Source organism: Paeniglutamicibacter sp. ORCA_105 (assembly GCF_045798545.1).
Classification (GTDB): domain Bacteria; phylum Actinomycetota; class Actinomycetes; order Actinomycetales; family Micrococcaceae; genus Paeniglutamicibacter; species Paeniglutamicibacter sulfureus.
Genome location: NZ_JBIXLM010000016.1, coordinates 43,295 through 61,799, shown reverse-complemented (window position 1 = coordinate 61,799; position 18,505 = coordinate 43,295). Strand labels below are relative to the sequence as shown.

At 62.1% G+C, this 18,505-nt stretch carries 14 protein-coding genes and 1 pseudogene; 7 read left to right on the top strand and 8 right to left on the bottom strand.

The genetic code is table 11. The annotated features are described in order from the left end of the window. Positions 1 to 479 precede the first annotated feature (479 nt). The 3 genes from ACIPUB_RS09940 to ACIPUB_RS09930 all read left to right on the top strand — a co-directional run bounded on the left by ACIPUB_RS09940 (position 480) and on the right by ACIPUB_RS09930 (position 3,676). Positions 480 to 1,880: a pentapeptide repeat-containing protein gene (locus ACIPUB_RS09940; RefSeq protein WP_407607228.1), complete on the top strand. Its 1,401-nt coding sequence runs from the start codon at positions 480 to 482 to the stop codon at positions 1,878 to 1,880. A 186-nt stretch (positions 1,881 to 2,066) separates the two neighbouring features. Continuing rightward, positions 2,067 to 2,792, top strand: coding sequence for a PH domain-containing protein (locus ACIPUB_RS09935; protein WP_407607227.1), 726 nt, complete (start codon positions 2,067 to 2,069; stop codon positions 2,790 to 2,792). A 77-nt stretch (positions 2,793 to 2,869) separates the two neighbouring features. Beyond that, positions 2,870 to 3,676: a hypothetical protein gene (locus ACIPUB_RS09930; protein WP_407607226.1), complete on the top strand. Its 807-nt coding sequence runs from the start codon at positions 2,870 to 2,872 to the stop codon at positions 3,674 to 3,676. A 91-nt stretch (positions 3,677 to 3,767) separates the two neighbouring features. On the opposite strand, the gene ACIPUB_RS09925 is transcribed toward ACIPUB_RS09930, so the two are convergent. The 4 genes from ACIPUB_RS09925 to ACIPUB_RS09910 form a co-directional block, all read right to left on the bottom strand. Next, complete coding sequence (locus tag ACIPUB_RS09925) at positions 3,768 to 4,700, bottom strand: HNH endonuclease (protein WP_407607225.1); 933 nt, start codon at positions 4,698 to 4,700, stop codon at positions 3,768 to 3,770. A gap of 11 nt (positions 4,701 to 4,711) precedes the next feature. After that, positions 4,712 to 5,191 carry a hypothetical protein gene (locus ACIPUB_RS09920; protein WP_407607224.1) on the bottom strand — a complete coding sequence of 160 codons (480 nt, stop codon included), beginning with the start codon at positions 5,189 to 5,191 and terminating at the stop codon, positions 4,712 to 4,714. 95 nt (positions 5,192 to 5,286) lie between these two features. Continuing rightward, entirely contained in the window at positions 5,287 to 6,057 is a 771-nt protein-coding gene (locus tag ACIPUB_RS09915) for a hypothetical protein (protein ID WP_407607223.1), read from the bottom strand. A gap of 60 nt (positions 6,058 to 6,117) precedes the next feature. Next, entirely contained in the window at positions 6,118 to 6,309 is a 192-nt protein-coding gene (locus ACIPUB_RS09910) for a hypothetical protein (RefSeq protein ID WP_407607222.1), read from the bottom strand. Between the two features lie 488 nt (positions 6,310 to 6,797). Here ACIPUB_RS09910 and ACIPUB_RS09905 point away from each other — a divergent pair, with 488 nt between their 5' ends. Then, positions 6,798 to 7,154 (top strand): hypothetical protein, encoded by a 357-nt coding sequence (locus tag ACIPUB_RS09905; RefSeq protein WP_407607221.1) that lies wholly within the window; start codon positions 6,798 to 6,800, stop codon positions 7,152 to 7,154. A gap of 93 nt (positions 7,155 to 7,247) precedes the next feature. Here the strand turns inward: ACIPUB_RS09905 and ACIPUB_RS09900 are convergent. Beyond that, positions 7,248 to 8,249: pseudogene (locus tag ACIPUB_RS09900) on the bottom strand (CpaF family protein); the annotation flags it as partial. Positions 8,250 to 8,629: 380 nt separating this feature from the next. On the opposite strand from ACIPUB_RS09900, the gene ACIPUB_RS09895 reads away from it, so the two are divergent. Then, complete coding sequence (locus ACIPUB_RS09895; protein WP_407607220.1) at positions 8,630 to 12,730, top strand: FtsK/SpoIIIE domain-containing protein; 4,101 nt, start codon at positions 8,630 to 8,632, stop codon at positions 12,728 to 12,730. 38 nt (positions 12,731 to 12,768) lie between these two features. Here the strand turns inward: ACIPUB_RS09895 and ACIPUB_RS09890 are convergent, their stop codons facing one another. Further along, complete coding sequence (locus ACIPUB_RS09890) at positions 12,769 to 13,212, bottom strand: hypothetical protein (protein WP_407607219.1); 444 nt, start codon at positions 13,210 to 13,212, stop codon at positions 12,769 to 12,771. Positions 13,213 to 13,539: 327 nt separating this feature from the next. Here ACIPUB_RS09890 and ACIPUB_RS09885 point away from each other — a divergent pair, with 327 nt between their 5' ends. Beyond that, positions 13,540 to 13,788, top strand: coding sequence for a WhiB family transcriptional regulator (locus ACIPUB_RS09885; protein ID WP_007271814.1), 249 nt, complete (start codon positions 13,540 to 13,542; stop codon positions 13,786 to 13,788). Between the two features lie 165 nt (positions 13,789 to 13,953). Beyond that, on the top strand, positions 13,954 to 16,101 hold the full coding sequence (locus tag ACIPUB_RS09880; RefSeq protein ID WP_407607218.1) for a protein kinase domain-containing protein: 2,148 nt from the start codon (positions 13,954 to 13,956) through the stop codon (positions 16,099 to 16,101). A 165-nt stretch (positions 16,102 to 16,266) separates the two neighbouring features. Here the strand turns inward: ACIPUB_RS09880 and ACIPUB_RS09875 are convergent, their stop codons facing one another. Then, positions 16,267 to 17,637 (bottom strand): class II 3-deoxy-7-phosphoheptulonate synthase, encoded by a 1,371-nt coding sequence (locus ACIPUB_RS09875; RefSeq protein ID WP_407607217.1) that lies wholly within the window; start codon positions 17,635 to 17,637, stop codon positions 16,267 to 16,269. Positions 17,638 to 17,762: 125 nt separating this feature from the next. Further along, on the bottom strand, positions 17,763 to 18,470 hold the full coding sequence (locus ACIPUB_RS09870; RefSeq protein ID WP_264270752.1) for a 1-acyl-sn-glycerol-3-phosphate acyltransferase: 708 nt from the start codon (positions 18,468 to 18,470) through the stop codon (positions 17,763 to 17,765). Positions 18,471 to 18,505: the final 35 nt, after the last annotated feature.

The window sequence follows — 18,505 nt, the reverse complement described above, 5'->3', positions numbered from 1 at the left end:
GAGGGAAAATACCGAAGCCGAAGGGCATGCCTACCAGGTAGAACTTATGAGAGCTGCATTTGGATCTTCAAAAACGGAGCTAGATGAAGCATCAACGTTGCATTCAAATTAGGTCTACGATCCGCACAAAGTATTCGCGGCGAACATTGACGCTTGAAACCTTAGCTTCGGGAACTTGAGAGTCCGCTTCAGTAACTTCCTGCTTCGCCTTCCATAACCTTCACGAATGAATTGGTTCCAGATTGCAATCCTCTACGTATTCGAGCATCCGCGCTCTTGTTCAGCGCAGGCTCCTTCGACACCCGATGCTTTGGGTGCCGCCATTCCTTGTCATTGCCGCGCTAGCAACGACGCATATTTTTCGTCCTGGTATGTTCACCAAACACTTGCTCATACTTGCCCTCTTGCTAGTACTGTTCTTGTCCGCAATGAAAACTTACGCTTGGTGGACAGGGCGTTCACACTCGCACCAACGCCATTTGGCACTCATTCTGATCAGTTTGATGTGCACCACCCTGTTGGGCTTTTATTGGGTAATCCGCGTTGATCCACTCAAGTGGGAATTTCCAGCGGTCAAATTAGCACCGTTATGCGTAGTGACCATCCTCAGTCTCATTGCTTTGATTCGAACATCTGACGGTGGCATGCGTCGTATGAGATGGGTGCTGTCCATGATTCGCACCAATGGTTACGGCAGGCGCCACCTTCTGGAAGAACGTCGAAAATCGCGACACGTGGCAGATTCAGTAAAAACTATGACCCCTGCTGGCAAACGATTCGCCTTAGTACTAGGCATCGGATTCCTGACCTTAGCCGGGTGGAGCTTCGGCGCACTACCCGAATGCTTGGTTTCCAAACAATTTCCCTCCCCCGTTAATTGGTCCTGCTCGTCCCCAGCTCCTCATGGAATGACCGTTGACGCATACCGCTCGCTGGTTGCGCGTGAGCGGCAGTCGGTTCTCTGGCTCCTTGGCGGGATATTGGCCGTTTTTACCTTGCTGTTGACCTTCCGTCGTGACGAAGTAGTTCGCAGTGACTATCGCTTGTCTCTGAAGAACCACGAGCTTGAACGCGATACCAATACAACGAACCGATATTCGTCCGCGTTGGAGCAACTTGGTCGCAAATCAGAAGTCGAACAGATTGGCGCCATATTTTCTCTACTCCGAATTGCTCGCGAATCACCTCTCGATCGTGAAGCAATTGCGAAATTGCTCGCTTCCTATATTGTCGGGCAAGAAGTCGATGCTGAGGCACACCGTTTCAAGTCTGTTGAAGTCTTTTGGGAGGGTCGTGCGAGCTTGCTAACGAAGCGGTGGGAGATCTCCGCAGTCAGTGCCCCCGCAACGACTTTGGCGGCTATAGAAGCTCTTTCCCTCATCACTGACCTGGTTCTTCCAGATAGCGGCGGCCGAGGATTCGAGACGATGCACGAGCTCAATCTGGAGGGCGCGTTCCTGAACGGCGCTTTCATGCATCACGCCGATCTTGGCCATACAAACCTTAGAAACGCACAAATCGAAGTCGCCGACTTGAGACATATCGATTTGGAGAGTGCCAATCTATCGGGCGCAAGTTTACGCGGGAGCCTTTTGAATAGCGTCAGTTTGGATGGCGACCTCAGGGCGGTGAACTTCAATTACGCCCAGCTAGAAGGTGCCGAGTTTGGTCAAGCGGATCTAACGGGAGCCACCTTCTTGAACGCGGATTTGAGCCGTGCGGACCTTTCCGGAACTGTTGGCCTAACTAGCGAACAAATTGAATGTGCGGCATGTTGGGACACCGACACTAAATTCCCGGAGAACTTAGATGTGGAGTCATCGAGGACAATAATTTATGAAGACCATCCAAATGGTTTTCGAAAAGATCTCGGGTATTAACTTCAGGAAAGTGCGCCGGTCGTCTTGGGTTCCTAATGAAAAGCTGATTAACGGGGTATGGTGCTGACAGAAGCACAAGAAGCGAGGCGATCCTCAAGGAGGAAGATCATGGCGACAATCTCACGGTCCGTAAGCTGGACACTGCTCTGCGGTGTCTCCGAAGCTCTGAGCCGCGTGAAGGACGCCGTGAGCAAGACCGACTTTGCACTGACCGATATTAATCAGCAATCGATAGTCATCGACGTACCTCGCGCCATCGTCAAGAATCGGTGGGCGGCCAAAATCAACGGCAAGATAACCGCCATTGCTGAAGGCACTGAAATCCTTTGGACTGTAGAAGGCCTTGGCGATAAGCACTACGAGCATCTCGTAACTATTGCCGATCAACTGCCCGACGGCACGCTCTTCGACCACGGCATTCCCGATGCTGTCGATAAGCTGTCCAACAAGATGTTTGGACGTAAGGAAATTCGGCATCTGGCCAACCTTCTCGATAGAGGCGAGCTCGTCCTTGCGATGGGGGTCGGTCTATTCTCCAAGAAGATGGGCGCCGTTGCCATCACGAACAAGAGGCTAATTTTCTTGGAAAAGAGCATGCTCGGATCTGAAAGCCTTACCGAATTTTCCCTTAATTCAATTGGGGCAATGTCGATCGGCAAGAAGATGGGAGGCGAGACTCTCTCCATCACCCATTCTGGAACTACCGCCCTAATCTCGGGCATGGGACACGGTCAAGCGGACTCAATCGCGCGTGCATTCCGGCAGCTTAAGGAACAACCCGCCGCTGACAGCAGACCGTCACCGCAAGATCCAATGGCACAACTTGAGCGCTTGGGCGAGTTGCATGCCAAAGGAATCCTTACGGATGAGGAGTTCCAGGCTCAGAAGGCCCAGATCTTATCGCGCATGTAGCTAATGCTATTGGTTCCACTCATTCAAGGGGCAAATTGGCGAAAATTAATACGATAGGCAGAAAACCGCCCACGCACGTGCGCAAAGAACTGCGTTCCGAGGTTGGCTTCGGTTGCCCGGTGCCCGGTTGTAGTGTGCCCTATCTGGAGTACCATCACTTCGACCCTCCTTGGCACATCGAGAATCACCATAGACCTGAGGGGATGATTGCTCTTTGTAGCGTTCACCACGCAAAGGCTGACGCTTGGACAATAGAACAAGTTCGTCATCTCAAGCTCAAAGCCGTTGACCCAAACCGTCGAGTTGCCGGACGCTTCGAATGGATGCGCGGACAGGTTCTCGCTATAGCGGGTGGGAATTACTATCTCGATTGCCCAGTGATACTAGAACTGAATGAGACTGCAGTCATTTGGTATAACCGTGACGATGATGGTCACGCTTTGCTCAATGTCAGGCTCCCCACGGGGGAAGGTGGATGGAGTCACCTACTCGACGATAATGACTGGCGTGTTGAGGGCCAACCGGTCGATGTTATATCGCCGCCGAGCGGCCATGAGCTTGGGCTTCAGTATGCCGATGGAACTACGCTGAACGTAAAATTCCGTGAGTGGAAGAGTCCGGTCGATTTCTTCGCAATGCACACGCCAATGGTTGCACTTGCCAAACACCTACATTTTCCTCTGGTTACTGCCGCCGTCAATATACATATTCCTCGGTGGAAAATCCGTCTACGGGAAAAAGCGAGCGCGTTCGAGACTTTGACCATGACAAACAACGTATCGTTCGGCTGCGGCGTGGGAGTCTCCATGCACGGAGGACCGCCAATCATTCCAGCTTTCAGCGAGATACTCAAAAACCATCGACATTTATTCTCTGACTCGTAGAAGGGGTGGGGGGCACCCCCCATGCCCGGGCGCTCCTCACCGCCCGTGGCTAGCTAACGCCGTCGTGTACGGATTGTGGAGGTCTTCAAATCTACGGTGCGTGGACGGCGCGGTGCTGTTCGGGCGTCATGGGGACAAGATGCCCGGGATAGACGCAACGCCGCACCGCGCATGAATGATGGAGGGCATGCCCCGGGGCAAGGTAGCCGACGAATGCGAGCCAGCTCAAACGGTGGCCAGTGAAGTTCGGTCGCCCGGGGTAAGGCATCGAGTATCCCGATTCATTGACTTCTCCAGTCCAGATTTCGCATCCGATGTTCTCGGGGTCTGACACAACAAATGGTGCAATGTCGCGTTCGTAGGCTAGTGCCGGGTTATCGTGCCCGCCGAACCACTGCATGTAGTTCCGCGTCGCCGCCGCGTTCTCCTGCTGGTGCTGTGCCCGGGTCTTCGGCTCGGCGCCGGGAATCAAATTCAGGCACGCCAGGTTGATTGCCTCGGCTTCATCCGTGAGCGGGTGGATGATCCAGACAGCACGCTGCTTGTGCAGGGGGTCGGCGTGTTCCGAAGCCAGCGGACTAGGCAGGTCTGAGAGCTGGTTTAGCGTCTTCCTCAGGGTCTTGGGCGTGCGGACTACTCCGAGTTCCAACAGTTCGCTGACGGTCGTTTTCTGCCCCTTGGCAGCGGCGCGGTGAAGCACGCCAGCGGTGCGCAAAGCGGGTGACCGGAACATGTCAGGCAATGCGGATTCCAGACCGGAAAGGGGCCACGTTTTTAGAAAGCCTTTACCCCGGTTTTCGGAAGCGGTCACATCCATGATCTTGAAGCGCCCAACAGACCGAACGCTGGTCTTTGGCAACCGCTGGACGTAAACCATTTCAGTGAGTCGCTTCAGCGATGTTGCGACGGCAGGTGCCGACCTGCCTACGTGCGCCCCGATGGCTCTCGTTGATTCCGTGACGGTTCCTTGGGCATCTGCGAAGTGGTGCAGGGCGCTGAGCACAAGGTGATCTGTCGGGTTCATGCTGGGTTGTCTTAGTCGTCAATGCTGATGTTGGAGTGATCGACGTCAGCCCCAAACAGGTTGACGGGCAACCGATTGACGATTCCAAAGTTCAGTTCCTTGATGCTGAGCGGCTTCGGGTTACCCGCGTTCCAGCCCAGTGCTTCGCCGCGTTCCGCCTCGGCCTGCACCTTTGTTCGGGCATCATGCCACGTGTCTTTGAGATGCTGCGAGCGTCCGACCTTGCGTGTGTGGGAGGGGCGGACGCAGAGCGTTTCATAGCATCGGTGGTCGAGGTCGAGGTGTGCCGATAGGTCAAGTCCTGCAACGGTCCTGTAAGCGAACCTGTGGGCTTGGAGCATGCGGCGCCCGTCGCGGAACTGTCCGTATCCGTCGCGGGTGCTGCCGGTGAATATCCAGCAGTTGCCGAACGTGCCACCGGGAACCACGAACTTGGAGAAGCGCTTGAAGTCGTGGGCGTACTGGGCATCCGGGGTGCGTGGCTTGGTCAAGAGGATTCCTAGGATTGTGGGGTGATCCTCGGGGCCAGCATCCATGTAACGGACACTGGCCCCGGGGAGCGGATCAGATTGGATCGGATCGGGGGTTAGCGCGCGGCGGTCTGGATGCCGTCTACCGGCTTGCTGCTGGGCTTGTTGAAGGTGCGGTGCACGGTGGATGCTTCGACGCGGGCGAGGTCGGCGCGCTGGCGTTCCTGCTCGGCGTAGGCGGCGGCGCGGAGTACGGCGATTCGCTGGGCTTCGTATCGGTCGCGTGACTTCTTCACGGCATCGTCTGAGTCTTGGCTTGGGTAGCCCGCGTGGAGGCGGTGGCCGTTGATCGTCACGGCTTCGACAAGGGCGCTGGGTGCCGCCATTGCCCCGCCTTCGCGGGTTACGTTGTGGGAGCTGCCGCCGAGTACGGCATCGGACGCGGAGACGAGGGCGCCGAGTTCTTGGAGTGCCGCCTTGTGACCGTCGAGCTTGTCGAGGATCGGGAAGTGCAGGGCATCGACCTTGGCCCCGAGTTCTTCCCACATGGTGGCGATTTCATCGGCAGTCAACAGACCCTTGACGTCGAGTTGTTCAGCGCGCGCCCGCTGCTCCTGGGCGGTTGCCTGCGCGTGGCGCTGCCGTGCTCCGGTCTGTGCGTTGCGCAGGTCGGTGAGGAAGGTATGCAGGCCGTCCACTTGTGCCCGGGCGTCAGTGATCTGATCCATGGCCTTCCGGTCACCTGCCGTGATGAGCGCGGTCAAGCGCTCCACTTCGGCGACGGCGGCGCGGTGGTCAGCGGCGATGCTCTTAACCTTGGCTTGTACGGCGTCGAGCGCTTCGGTTGCTTCGGTCAAGTTGATGCGGGCGGCTTCGATGGAAATCATTCTGGGTGGTTCCTTTTCTGGTAAACGAGATTTGTTGATGCTTGCGTACTTGGGAGAGTGCTAATCGTCTTCGGGCAGCCAGCGCCATGTCTTGCGATTCACGATGAGAGAAATGGTTTCGCGGCTCACTCCAAAGGCTTCGGAGATAGCGAGCATGGTGGTTTGGCCAGGTACGTACTGCTGGCGAATCATGAGCACCTCGCGTTCGGTGAGCTTGGATTGGTGGTGCTGCTCGCCGTTTAGTCGTGGCATGGGATAGCCCTCCTTCAGGTGGGTTGAGATGGATTCACATTGCCAATTGCGGCAATAAAAAACCCACACACCGAGTAGGTGCATGGGTGGCGTTGACGTTGGCGCGAGTCGGCTTGACTCGTTTACTGCCCGTGGTATCCGCGTGCCAGATATGAAATTTGTGCGGCCAAGTGGTTTCCTTGGCGATGAATTAAGTCTAGCCCCTCGCACCGACACCACCATTTGAAATTCCCTAGGGTGGCCGTGATAAGGCGAAAGCGCCTAGACCAAGAGAAGAGTTCTCCGAACTCCCGTTAAAGCCCTAAACATCTTCAACACGTATAAGCGTCAAAGAGAACCCTTACGGGTTCCTGTATAGGACGTTAGGAACGCTTAAGTCTTTAAAGGACTTCAAACCCCCTTACCCCCTTTAGCGCGTCTACGCTATGTATATTGTGTCGCTTTTTATTCGGGATGAAAATTTTGGGGGAAAATTGAAGAAACTTCTAGTGAGCCTTGTCATGGCCACTGCGATCCTTGCTCTCGCTGGGTGCTCGGCGTCCGATCCATACGTAGACCTGGCCCCGGCAGACGCCGCGTTCATGAACGACATGAGCGAAGCGCAAGGGCTTCAGCTCGGGAACGTCGAGGCGCATAAGCTCAACGCCCAGGTTGCATGCGAGCGTCTACGGCTGAAGCTGCCGGCCAGCAAGTCATCGGCACTGCTGGTGGTCACGGCGACCATGACCCAGGAAGAAAAGATCGAGCAGGATGAGGCCAGTCGCGTCCTTCATGTCTCGGCCAAGCACTTCTGTCCGGAGTTCGAGCCTGATGCCGCCAAGTGGCGCGCAATCGCCAGCGACTAGCAGGCGATGACGCTGTGCTGCGTAGCACACACGCGGTACTGTCTGTGTCATGACTGGGGGTGGGTTTACGAGGATATTTGATACAGGTCGTCAAGCAACCTTCGGCATGACGAAGTTCGGCGAGATGTTCTCTCCTGCTAACAACGGCAAGGTGCAGATCTTGGTCAACGCGTCATGCGCGGAATTCGCGTGGATTGTTGAGAGTCCTGGCAGCCCGGAGTTGAGAGCGATCAGCATGTCAAGTGCCTCCGCCTCACGGACCTCGCCAATGACCAACCGGTCAGGACGCATGCGCAGTGCTTCCTTGACCAGCCGCCGCATGTTGATTTCGCCGTTGCCCTCTAGGTTCTGTTGCCGGGTCTGCAGTCCCACCACGTCGCGCAGGTTGATCTTGAGTTCGAAAATCTCTTCAATCGTCACCACGCGCTCGCGGCTGCCTATCGAGGAGGCAAGGCAGTTGAGCATCGTCGTCTTCCCGGCCTGCGTGGCCCCCGAAACCAGCACGTTCAACCCGGCTCCGACGGCGATATCCAAGTAGTACGCCGCTTGCCGGGACATCGAGCCGAGTTCCACCAGGTGGTCAAGCCGGCTGGCCCGAGCGATGAACTTGCGAATGTTCACGGCCCAGTGTCTTCTGGTGATATCCGGGATGACGACGTGGAGTCGTGAGCCGTCTGGCAACTGACAGTCAACGAAGGGCTGGGAAAGATCCAGGCGGCGCCCGGAGGACTTGAGCATGCGCTCGACCAGTGCCGGAATCTCGGCCTCGAGCAATCTGATCGAAGTCAGCTCCGAGGTGCCTCCGCGAGCGGCAAAAACCTCGTGCGGACCGTTGATCCAGATTTCCTCGACGTCCGGGTCATCGAGCAGGGGCTGGAGGGCGCCGAGACCGGCAACAGCGTCCATGACCCGTCGGCGGGCGATGCCCAGTTCCCCCAGCGCCGGCAGCACGCCGAGCAGAGAACGTTCGTCGTAGTCGCGGACCACTTCGTCAACCAGACGCCGGACCTCGCCCACCTGGGTGGATGGGTCAAGCCCATGCCTGCGGATGAGCTCGCGTACCTCATCCTCGACTATCGCCAGTCCGTCAGCCATCGTGCTTCCCTACCGTGACCCGTCCCGGACTCTGCCGGGAGCGGCGCCGTTCGCCGAAGCGCGCGGGGAGGCGCTGCCTGGCGGTGGCCATGCTCGGCATCCCTTTGTGCTGGTGAGCGACGGTATCCAGTTAGTTGCTAGACGCAATATGGCGACCCTATCCCGCTCGCCGTGCCCGCTTCAAGGCTCCTGCCAAATCTGTGGACAAATGACTACGGATCGGTCCCCCCGTCCACAGACGGCCAAGGTCGCGGTAGCTGCGAGCCTCCGGATTCCCTAGATTGGGGGCCAGCCGCCCGGCGCCGAGAATGTTGCCGACTACGGCTTCCGGCACAGTCCGACAACGGTGCAAGGGCCTAAACCAGCGAAAGGCGGCGCACGTGGCAGGGAAACTCCACATCCGGCTCAATTCCCCCGCGTTGGACCAGCCGGTGCTGCTCGAACTTGCGGCCGCAGAACCCCTCAGCGGCTTACGGCTGGCCGGTGTCCTGGCCCCACGCTGGCCCGGCATTATCTGGCATTTGGCGGGAAAAGAACTCAAAGATGTCCCGCGGCTGCCGCTGTCGGGAAGGATCCTTCTCTCCGACTCGCCGGTGGGGCCCGAACCCCACCGGCAACCTCGCTCGGACGGACACGATCCCGCCGTGCTGGTGGTGATGCGGGGTCCGGATCCCGGCGGAGCCCTGCCTCTTCGTCGCGGGGTCTATGCACTGGGCCGCGGCGAAGTCGACCTGTGCATCGGCGACCTGGGGCTTTCGCGCCGTCACGCGCTGCTACGGGTGACCGACACTTCCATCGTGCTCAGTGACGAAGCATCGTCCAACGGCGTGTGGTTCGCCCAAACGCCGATCCTTGAGCGGCGACTGCTCATCGGTGATTCATTCAGCGCCGGAGGGAGCGACTTCGCGGTGCTCCCGGCTCGCGGGCTTTCACCGGGTCCGGTGCAATGGCCGTTGGAACCAGTCCCCCTCGCCGAGGACGAGCCAGGCAGCAGGCTGGCGATGTTGCTCATCGGGGCCCTTGCGCCGCTTGGTCTCGGGTTGGGGTTGTTCCTGATGACACGCAGCGTGTTCTTCCTGGCCTTCTCCGCCATTTCGCTGCTCACCGGAGGGTTGCCCGCGTTGCTGCTGCTTCGGGCCAAGGCCCGCTTCCGTCGGGCCTGGGCACAGGCAACGGCGGCGGATGCGAAGCGGCGCGAGGACTTGGCTCCTCCCCTGGGGGCGGTGGCGGCAGGCCTTGCCGGCGCCGGCATCGTGGACGGGGCCGGTTTCCCGGCGCTGGTCATCGGGCACGGCCGCCTGGCCGCATGGTTGCGCAGCGGATCCGGCGCCGATCCGCCCGCCCCGCGGCTCGCACACGGAAAATCCCGAACGGCAACGGGACCGTACAACCGACGGCGCACCAACGCGTTCGCCAACTTCCGGGCCACGAGAACCGACGCCGGAAACGCGGATCCCTCTAACCTCGGCATACTGCAAGATTCCCCCGTCCCGCTGCTTCTGCACGCCGGGGCGATTGTGTGGTTCCCGGGGCTGGAATCAGGATGGGGCCCGGTGCTGCGCGGCGTGTTGGTGCGGTGGCTTCCGCTGTTGGCCGCGGGCACCCTGGAGGTGGTGGTGCTGGGCCCGGCGGGTTTTCTGCCCGCCGAATTCGCGATGCTGCCCGGTGTCCGGGTGCTCTCCGCGGATGCAAATCTGCCCTCGACCCACACCCCCAGGATCGTGCTGTGCACCGGAGTCCGGAGTACACAGCACGCCCCAGCGGTTCCCCCCGCAACCACCGATGCCGATCCGACAGTGTGGTTCCACTGCGGCGGTTCGGCACCGGTCGCCGGTGCCGAGGCGCACATCGACTGCCGGTCCGGTCGGTTGGTCCTGCAGCCTTCGGGCCGGGAACACAATCCATGGCTGTGGCCCGCGCCCCCGGCGCGTGGGATAGCAGGGGGTCACGCGCCCGGATCACCGGGACAGGCTTCAACTCGTGGCTCCGGATCGGCGGAAAACCCCGGACCGGGACCGGTTCAAGACGGCGATCTCCCGGACAGATCCCTTCCCGTGGAGTTGGAGGGGATCGGGTTCGACACCCTTGCGCGTGCCATCCGGCGGCTGGTGCCGCTGGATGCGGCTGGGTTGGATCCGGTCAACGAAGCAACCTCTGCGACCCCGACGGGCTTCACCCACCGCACGGGAGCCCTCATCGGGGACACCGCCGAAGGGCCACTGCACCTGGACCTGGACGCCGACGGGCCACACCTGATGGTCGCCGGAACCACCGGTTCGGGAAAATCCGAGTTGCTTCGCTCCCTGGTGCTGGGCCTGGCCACGGGAACCGGCCCAGACGCCTTGGCATTCATGCTCGTCGATTTCAAGGGAGGTGCCACGCTGGCCCCGCTGTCCGGGCTGCCGCACGTCCAGGACTTCGTATCCGACCTGGATGCTGCCGCCGGGGAACGGATCCTTGAACTGCTGGGGCACGAACTTCACCGGCGCGAGGCATTCCTGGCGCAGCATGCGGCCACCGACCACCGGGACTACCTGCGATCGCGCACCGCCGCCGACCCGCCGTTGCCCAAGCTCGTGGTGCTCATCGACGAATTTCGCGTTTTCGCCACCGAGCTGCCCGAGGCACTGGAACGGGTTGTCCACATCGCCACTGTCGGCCGCTCGCTGGGGATCCACCTGGTGCTCAGCACCCAACGGCCGGCCGGGACCATCAGTGCACCATTGCGCGCCAATATCGGCTCGGTCATCGCGCTGCGCACCATCGGCGAATCCGAATCCAATGACTTAATCGGCTCCGCCGCGGCGGCGCGGCTGGATGCATCGGCCCCCGGCTTGGCATATTTCCGGCGCGGGGGTGGCTCGCCTGTGAAGTTCCGGGCACGCGTCAACGCCCGTCCGAGCGTCCCGGCGCGGTTGCGGGGATTCGGCCCCTGCCTGGACGAAGTGCTCTTCGACGAGGAGGTGCCCGCCGCCCGAGCCGGCGCCGCATCCAATGCAGCGGTGGACGAAGCCCCCGGGCAGACCGTGCCCGGTTCCGAGTTGACCGCGCAGGTGGAATCCATCCGCGAGAGGCACCGCGACGTCGAGCCTGCCCCGAACCCGTTTTCCGCAGCGCTCCCCCGGCACCTGCCCGCGATCCCCCGCTCGGTGCTCAGGCAGGTATCGGGGCACCAGGGGGTGGTCGGGATGCTGGATCGTCCCCACTTGCCGCAGGCGGGTCCCCTGGTCTTCACCCCTCAGTCCACGTCCCGGCTCATGGTCTGCGGCCTGCCGGGCTCCGGCATCGAGCGGGTGCCCGAATTGCTGGTCCATGCCGTGAACCGGGGGTCCTTTGGAATGCCGTCCATCGTACTCGACGGCAACGGCACCTTGGGCGCGCTGCGCGACCATCCGGCGGTGTCGGGCTATCTCGGCCCCGGCGACGCCTGGCGCATCAACGAGCTGCTGCTGCAACTCGGGGACCCAGAGTGCGGCCAACCGTTGCTGCTGGTCGTTTGCGGACTCGGCGGCTGGGCCCAGGCGCTGGAGGGCAATACGTTCCTGGCCCTTGAGGCGATGCTGGCAGGCTTTGCACGCACCGCACCCGAACTGGGACGTGCACTGGTGGTGTGCGGGGACCGGGACCTGACAAGTTCGCGGGGCGCATCGCTCTGCGAGACCCGCTGGTATTTTCCGCGCGGTGCCGGCCCCGAGGTACTCATGGGATGGCCGCAACTGCGCAAGGTTGCCTCCCACGTGGGCCGTGGCGTGTTGTTAGACCCCGAGGGGCCACCGCGTGGGACGGAATTCCAGCTGCTCGACGGGGCCGCCTCCATGCCGATGCCCGTGGGCCAGATGCCAGAAACATGGCTCCGTTCACTTCCGCTGCCCGAGGTCTTGTCATCGTCGGACCTGGAAACCGCCGCCTGGGGACAGGCCCAGGGAAGTCGTGGTGCTGCTGTGAACCCGTCGTCGTTGTCCGTGGGGGTCTGCGGGCCGGACAACCGGCCATTCATCTGGTCCCCGGGCCCCTGCGGGCTGGTCATTGGGCACGAAGGGTCAGGCAAGCGGACGCTGCTGGAACACCTCGCCGGATTGGCCGGTTCGGGTCACCGGCACACCGTGCGCCTTGGCCCGGACGACGATTTGCCCGCCCATGCCGAAGAGTTTCTCAACTTGCACCCACTAGCCGAACGCGTGCTGGTGGACCGTGCCGACCTGCGTGTGGCCCAGGCCTCCCGGGCCGCCGAGGTGTTACTTGCAGCCCGCGTCCAGGTGATCCTTAGCGCCGAGCCCTCGGCTCGCTTGCTCTTCGAACTGGGGCTTTCATCGGTGGTGCGGGACCAACGCTCATTTTTGGTGCTTGACCCGCAATTCGGTGCGGACGCCGACCCCAGCGGGTTTCGGCTTCAAACCGCGGCCACGAGCGTGCCGGGACGGGCCTTCGCCATGGATCGAGGAACGATCCGGCAGATCCAGTGCGTGAATCGCACAGCGTGATCCATCCGAGCGGGACCGGTCCCGGAAAGTATCGCCGGTCAGCCTTCGGGCTCGGCGTCGGACGAGGGGCGATCGCCCAGGAACGCGGTGGTGCGCGGGTCGAAGATGAGGACGATAATCAGAGCGGCGGGAACCAGCCACAGCCAAGCCATGAGCGCATCTCCGGTTTGGAAGTAGGGAATCGCCAGGATGATCTGGAAGACCTGCCACATCAGGACCGCCGCACGCGTCCAGGCCCGCGCCCGGAAGAAGTGATGCGCCACCAGCAGCTGCCAGACGCCGGCTGCTGCGATCAAAACGAGCATGAAGATGCGGGCTCCCATGCCCAGTGCACCGGCCTGGCCCAGCGCCATGGCGTAGGTGAAAGCATAGAAGAGGACGGCGAGGCCCTCGAGGACCAAAAGCCCGGAAACGAGTAGCACCGAGATCGGGCGGCGCTGGATCTCGGGGCGGACGGGCTTTGGCGCTGGCTGGTTCATCACTCCCCAAATCTAGTATGCGCAGCGCCCCCGAGGCCAAAGCCGGAGCCTGCCCGGGTGTGACAAACGACCACACAATGAGGCAAAAAATGCCCTTGTCACGGCGGTGGAAACCTGTTAGTCGGAACCGTAAAACCGGTGCTTGTGACCAAGCACTCAAGGTTGTGGAGGTATTTGCAACACGGGACTCTTGTTTACGTGAACGTAACATGAAAACCTTGTTAGGCAGTCGTTCGGGTAAGGCATTTTTCCCGCCGCGCTGCTTTTGTCCCGGCTTTTTATGCTGGGCAATCCCCTCACTTTTCCTAGACACAAGGAGCATCATCAAGCATGGATTGGCGTAGCCGCGCGGCCTGTCTGGACAAGGACCCGGAACTTTTCTTCCCGGTAGGAAACACCGGACCGGCCCTGCTCCAGATTGAAGAAGCCAAGAGTGTCTGCCGACGGTGTCCCGTAGTGGACACCTGCTTGGCTTGGGCCATCGAATCCGGCCAGGATGCAGGTGTTTGGGGCGGTATGAGCGAAGACGAGCGCCGGGCGCTCAAACGCCGGGCAGCACGGGCTCGTCGAGCCTCCTAGGCCGATCGGTGCATCACAGCACTTTCAGGTGAGGGGTCGGTTCCACGGGAACCGGCCCCTCACCTGCATTTCGCCTTCAAGCCGGGCAACACGGGCAGCGCAAGAACCTCGCTGTTCCCGTGTTGCGGCCTCCACCCACCCCCTAGCACTGGTTACCATCGATAAGTGACAGAGCCACACACCGACCCCCGCATAGGCACGACGCTTGATGAACGCTATCGGCTCGATGCCCGCATCGCCGACGGCGGAATGTCCACCGTGTACCGCGCCATGGACGTGAGGCTACACCGCACCGTCGCTGTGAAGATCCTGCACGCGCATCTGGCTTCCGACCCCGTCGTCCTTGAGCGATTCGCCTCGGAGGCAATCATTGCCGCCGGGCTCACCCACGACAACATCGTGGGCATTCGCGACCACCACGTTTCGGGCACCACCGCCTACCTGGTCATGGAATACGTGCGCGGGCTGAATCTGCGCGAGTCGCTCGCTTCCCGCGGGCGCTACACCCCGCGCCAGGCATTGGTGGTGTTGCAGGCCATCTGCACCGGCTTGTCGGTGGCGCACGAGGAAGGCATAGTGCACCGCGATATGAAGCCGGCCAACGTGTTGATTTCCGACGAGGGTCGCATCAAGGTCGCCGACTTCGGGCTGGCGCGCGCCGCCTCGGCCCACACAAACGCCACCAACTTCTTCGGCACCGCTGCGTACATCTCCCCCGAGTTGGCCAAGGGTGAACCGTCAGACGAGCGTAGCGACATCTACGCCGTCGGGATCATCGCCTATGAGCTGCTCACCGGGCGCCAGCCCTTCACCGCGGAAAGCGCCTACGGGCTGGCCTTCAAGCACATCAACGACGACGTCCCGCCGCCCTCGGCGATCGTGCCCGGACTTTCCCCGGAGATCGACGAGTTGGTGGCCTATTGCACCAACAAGGACCCGGAGGACCGGCCGCAGAACGCGTCGTTCCTGCTCAGCGACCTCAAGCAGATCCACGATTCGCTCACTCCGAACCAGCTCGACCTGGGCTCCGAAACCCTGGGCGGGCTCAAGGACCTGATTCCGCCGGCGACTTCCGCCCACACCACTGTCCACGACCGCCTTGCACTGGCCCAGGAATACCGCGACTCCGCGGCCGCCGGCCGGGCTTCCGGCGATGCCGCCACGATGGCGTTGTCAGCCGCTTCCGGCGACGAGGCTACTCCCTCGACGGACGACACCACCGTGCTGGCAAGCGGTTCGGACCACACACAGGTGCTGGCCGGTTCATTCTCCGCCACCCAGCAAGCGGACCAGGGCCACACCCAGGCGCTGCAAGTTCAGCCCCAGCGACCGGTTTCCGCGCGGCAGGCCAAGAAGAACGCCAAGGCAGCCGACATTGCGTGGCGAAAAGACGCGCAGATCCCCACCCGCCAGCTGGATTCCCGGATCCCGACGCGCCGCAAGTGGCTCTTCGGGGTCATGCTGACACTGCTGGCAGCACTCGTTGCCGCCGTCGGCCTGTTCTTTGGCATGGGCCCCGGGGCCCCCTTCACGATTCCGACACTGACCGGCATCGCCGGCAGCGAGGCGGTGCAACGCCTGTCGGAGACCGGCGTCCAGGCCGGCACCCGCGAAGTATTCGACGACAAGCTTGAGCGTGGCCTCGTGGTTGGAAGTGAACCCGCCGCAGGGGAAACGATCCGCCGATTTCAAGGGCTCCAGCTTTTGGTCTCCAAGGGTCCCGAGCTCTTCTCCGTCCCGAACCTGACCGGCCGCACGCAGGCCGCGGCCGAGAAGGACCTGAAGGCCGCTAACCTGGCAGCCGGAAAGGTCTCGAAAAAATACTCCGAGGAAGTCGCCGAGGGCGTGGTGCTCGGCCATGATCCGGAAACAGGGGAAAAGCTGCGCCGCGGCACCAAGATCGGGCTGACAGTGTCCCGTGGACCGGCCCCGGTCGACGTCCCGGTGCTTGCCGGCATGTCCCCCAAGCAGGCGGATTCCGAACTGAAACGGGCCGGGCTGAAGGTCAAGTCCTCCGGCAAGGCATACAGCACCTCGGTGCCGGAAGGTGCGATCATTTCGCAGCAGCCTTCCGGCGGCCAGGTCGAGCGCGGATCCACCGTCGAATACGTGGTTTCCCGCGGGCCGCGGATGATCGAGGTACCCAACATGCAGGGCAAGCAGATCGGCGAAGCGCGCAGCATCCTAGAAGGCTTGGGATTCCAGGTGGAGGTTCGCGAGGAATTCGGCGGCTTCTTCGGGACCGTGAGGTTCCAGACTCCTGAGGGCGGCAGCGCTCCGGAGGGCTCGACCGTCAAGCTGGTCGTGGTCTAGCACCGGCAGCCCCGGGCTCCCGCTGACTCTGATCGCTCAGCGTCCGTCACTGCCGGTGTTCAGAGCGATCCATCACCCGCGGAAAACAGCAATGGCCGGGTTCCTTTCCCTGTGTATCAGGGTGAAGGAACCCGGCCATTGTCTTGTGGTCGGTGCGTGTTGCGGCTAGCCGCGGACCCCGCGCTTGGCCAGTGCCCCGGAGACCAGGAAGGCCATTTCCAGGGACTGCTTGTGGTTCAGTCGCGGGTCGCAGACCGACTCGTAAAGGTCGTCGAACTGTTCCTGGCGGATCGGGTCGGCGCCGCCGAGGCACTCGGCCACGTCGTCGCCGGTCATTTCCACGTGCAGGCCGCCGGGGTAGGTGCCCAGCGCGTCGTGGACCTCGAAGAAGCCGCGGACCTCGTCCATGACGTCGTCGAACTTGCGGGTCTTGTAGCCGTTTTCACTGGTGACGGTGTTGCCGTGCATCGGGTCGGTGACCCAAAGGACCTGGGCTCCGGAGGCGGTGACCTTCTCGACCAGGTTCGGCAGCTTCTCGCGGATGTTCTTCGCACCCATGCGGGTGATGAAGGTCAGGCGGCCCGGTTCGCGGTTCGGGTCCAGCTTGTCGATGAGCGCCAGGGCGTCTTCAGGCGAGGTGGTCGGGCCGAGCTTGACGCCGATGGGGTTGCGCACGCGGGAGAGGAAGTCGACGTGCGCGCCGTCGAGCTGGCGGGTGCGCTCACCGATCCACAGGAAGTGGCCGGAGGTGTCGTAGGGCAGCTCGGTGCGCGAGTCGGTGCGGGTCAGCGCACGCTCGTAGTCAAGCAGCAGGGCCTCGTGGGAAGCGAAGAACTCGGTGCGCTTCAGTGCCTCGAAGTCGGCGCCGCACGCATCCATGAAGCGCACCGCACGGTCGATTTCGCCGGCAAGCTGCTCGTAGGCGGTGTGCGCCGGGTTGGCCATGAAGCCCGCGTTCCAGGAGTGCACGGAGCGCAGGTCGGCAAAGCCGCCCTGGGTGAAAGCGCGGATCAGGTTCAGCGTGGCCGAGGAGGTGTTGTAGGCCTCCACCATGCGCCGCGGGTCGTGGGCACGGGACTCGGGAGTGAATTCGTAGCCGTTGACGATGTCGCCGCGGAATGCCGGCAGGGTCACCCCGTCGCGGGTCTCGTCGTTGGAGGAACGCGGCTTGGCGAACTGCCCGGCCATGCGCCCCATCTTGATGACCGGCATCGATGCGCCGTAGGTCAGCACGACTGCCATCTGCAGGATGGTCTTCACCCGTGCGGAGATCTTGTCGGCGGTGGCGCCGTCGAAGGTCTCGGCGCAGTCGCCGCCCTGGAGCAGGAAGGCCCGCCCCTGTGCGGCCTCGGCCAGGCGCTCGCGCAGCACGTCGACTTCGCCGGCGAAAACCAGCGGCGGACGTGAGCCGAGTTCGGACACGGACTTGGCATAGTGCGGGTGCTCGCTCCAGGTCGGCTGCTGGGCGATGGGCAGGGTGCGCCAGATGTCCAGTGCGGGGTCGGCAGCGGGACCGGCCGGGGATCGTCCGGACATTGAGGAAGTCGAAGATAGCTGAGTCACCCTCTAAGGGTAAACCGCGTTCCGGGTCCGCGGGGCATTCAGCGCGTAACCCTCGGAGTCGACGGGTTCACAGTGGCGGGCCCTGCGGCGGGAGGAAGCTATTTCTTCTTTCCCGCCTCGCGACGTTCGGCATCCAGCTGCGCCTTGACGGTGGCGGCATAGGTGTCGGCGTATTCCTGTCCGGAGAGTCGCATGATCGCGTACATGATCTCGTCGACCACCGAGCGCTGGACAAAGCGGTCCTCGCTCATTCCGGCGTAGCGGGAGAAGTCCAGGGGCTCGCCGATGATCATGCCGACGCGCCGGATGTTCGGGACGCGCTTGCCGATGGGCTGGACCTTGTCGGTGCCGATCATGGCGATCGGGATAACAGGAACCCCGGCCTCGAGGGCGAGCTTGGCGACCCCGAGCTTGCCGCGGTACAGGCGCCCGTCGGGGCTGCGGGTGCCCTCGGGGTAGATGCCCAGCAGGCTTCCGTCGACAAGCGCCTGGGCCCCGGCGCCCAGGGAGTTCGCGCTTGCCGCCCCGCCGGAGCGGTCCATCGGCAGCTGGTTGATCATCCGGAAGAACCAGGCGGTCACCCGTCCCTTGGGGCCCTTGCCGGTGAAGTAGTCCATCTTCGCCAGGAAGATCACCGGGCGGCTCACGGCCACGGGCAGGAAGATCGAGTCGGAGACCGAGAGGTGGTTGCTGGCCAGGATCGCGCCGCCGGAGGCAGGAATGTTCTCCAGCCCCTTGACCCACGGGCGGAAGAACACGTTTACGAGCGGCCCCACGATGAACCGCTTCATAAATTGGTAGAACATGCTTGGAACGCCTTCCGGGCCGAGAGTGGTGCGGG

Excerpts from the sequence above, each read along its gene's own strand:
- ACIPUB_RS09915 (WP_407607223.1), bottom strand. The coding sequence starts at position 6,057 with ATGATTTCCATCGAAGCCGCCCGCATCAACTTGACCGAAGCAACCGAA.
- ACIPUB_RS09870 (WP_264270752.1), bottom strand. The coding sequence starts at position 18,470 with ATGTTCTACCAATTTATGAAGCGGTTCATCGTGGGGCCGCTCGTAAAC.
- ACIPUB_RS09910 (WP_407607222.1), bottom strand. The coding sequence starts at position 6,309 with ATGCCACGACTAAACGGCGAGCAGCACCACCAATCCAAGCTCACCGAA.
- ACIPUB_RS09885 (WP_007271814.1), top strand. The coding sequence starts at position 13,540 with ATGGATTGGCGTAGCCGCGCGGCCTGTCTGGACAAGGACCCGGAACTT.
- ACIPUB_RS09875 (WP_407607217.1), bottom strand. The coding sequence starts at position 17,637 with ATGTCCGGACGATCCCCGGCCGGTCCCGCTGCCGACCCCGCACTGGAC.
- ACIPUB_RS09925 (WP_407607225.1), bottom strand. The coding sequence starts at position 4,700 with ATGAACCCGACAGATCACCTTGTGCTCAGCGCCCTGCACCACTTCGCA.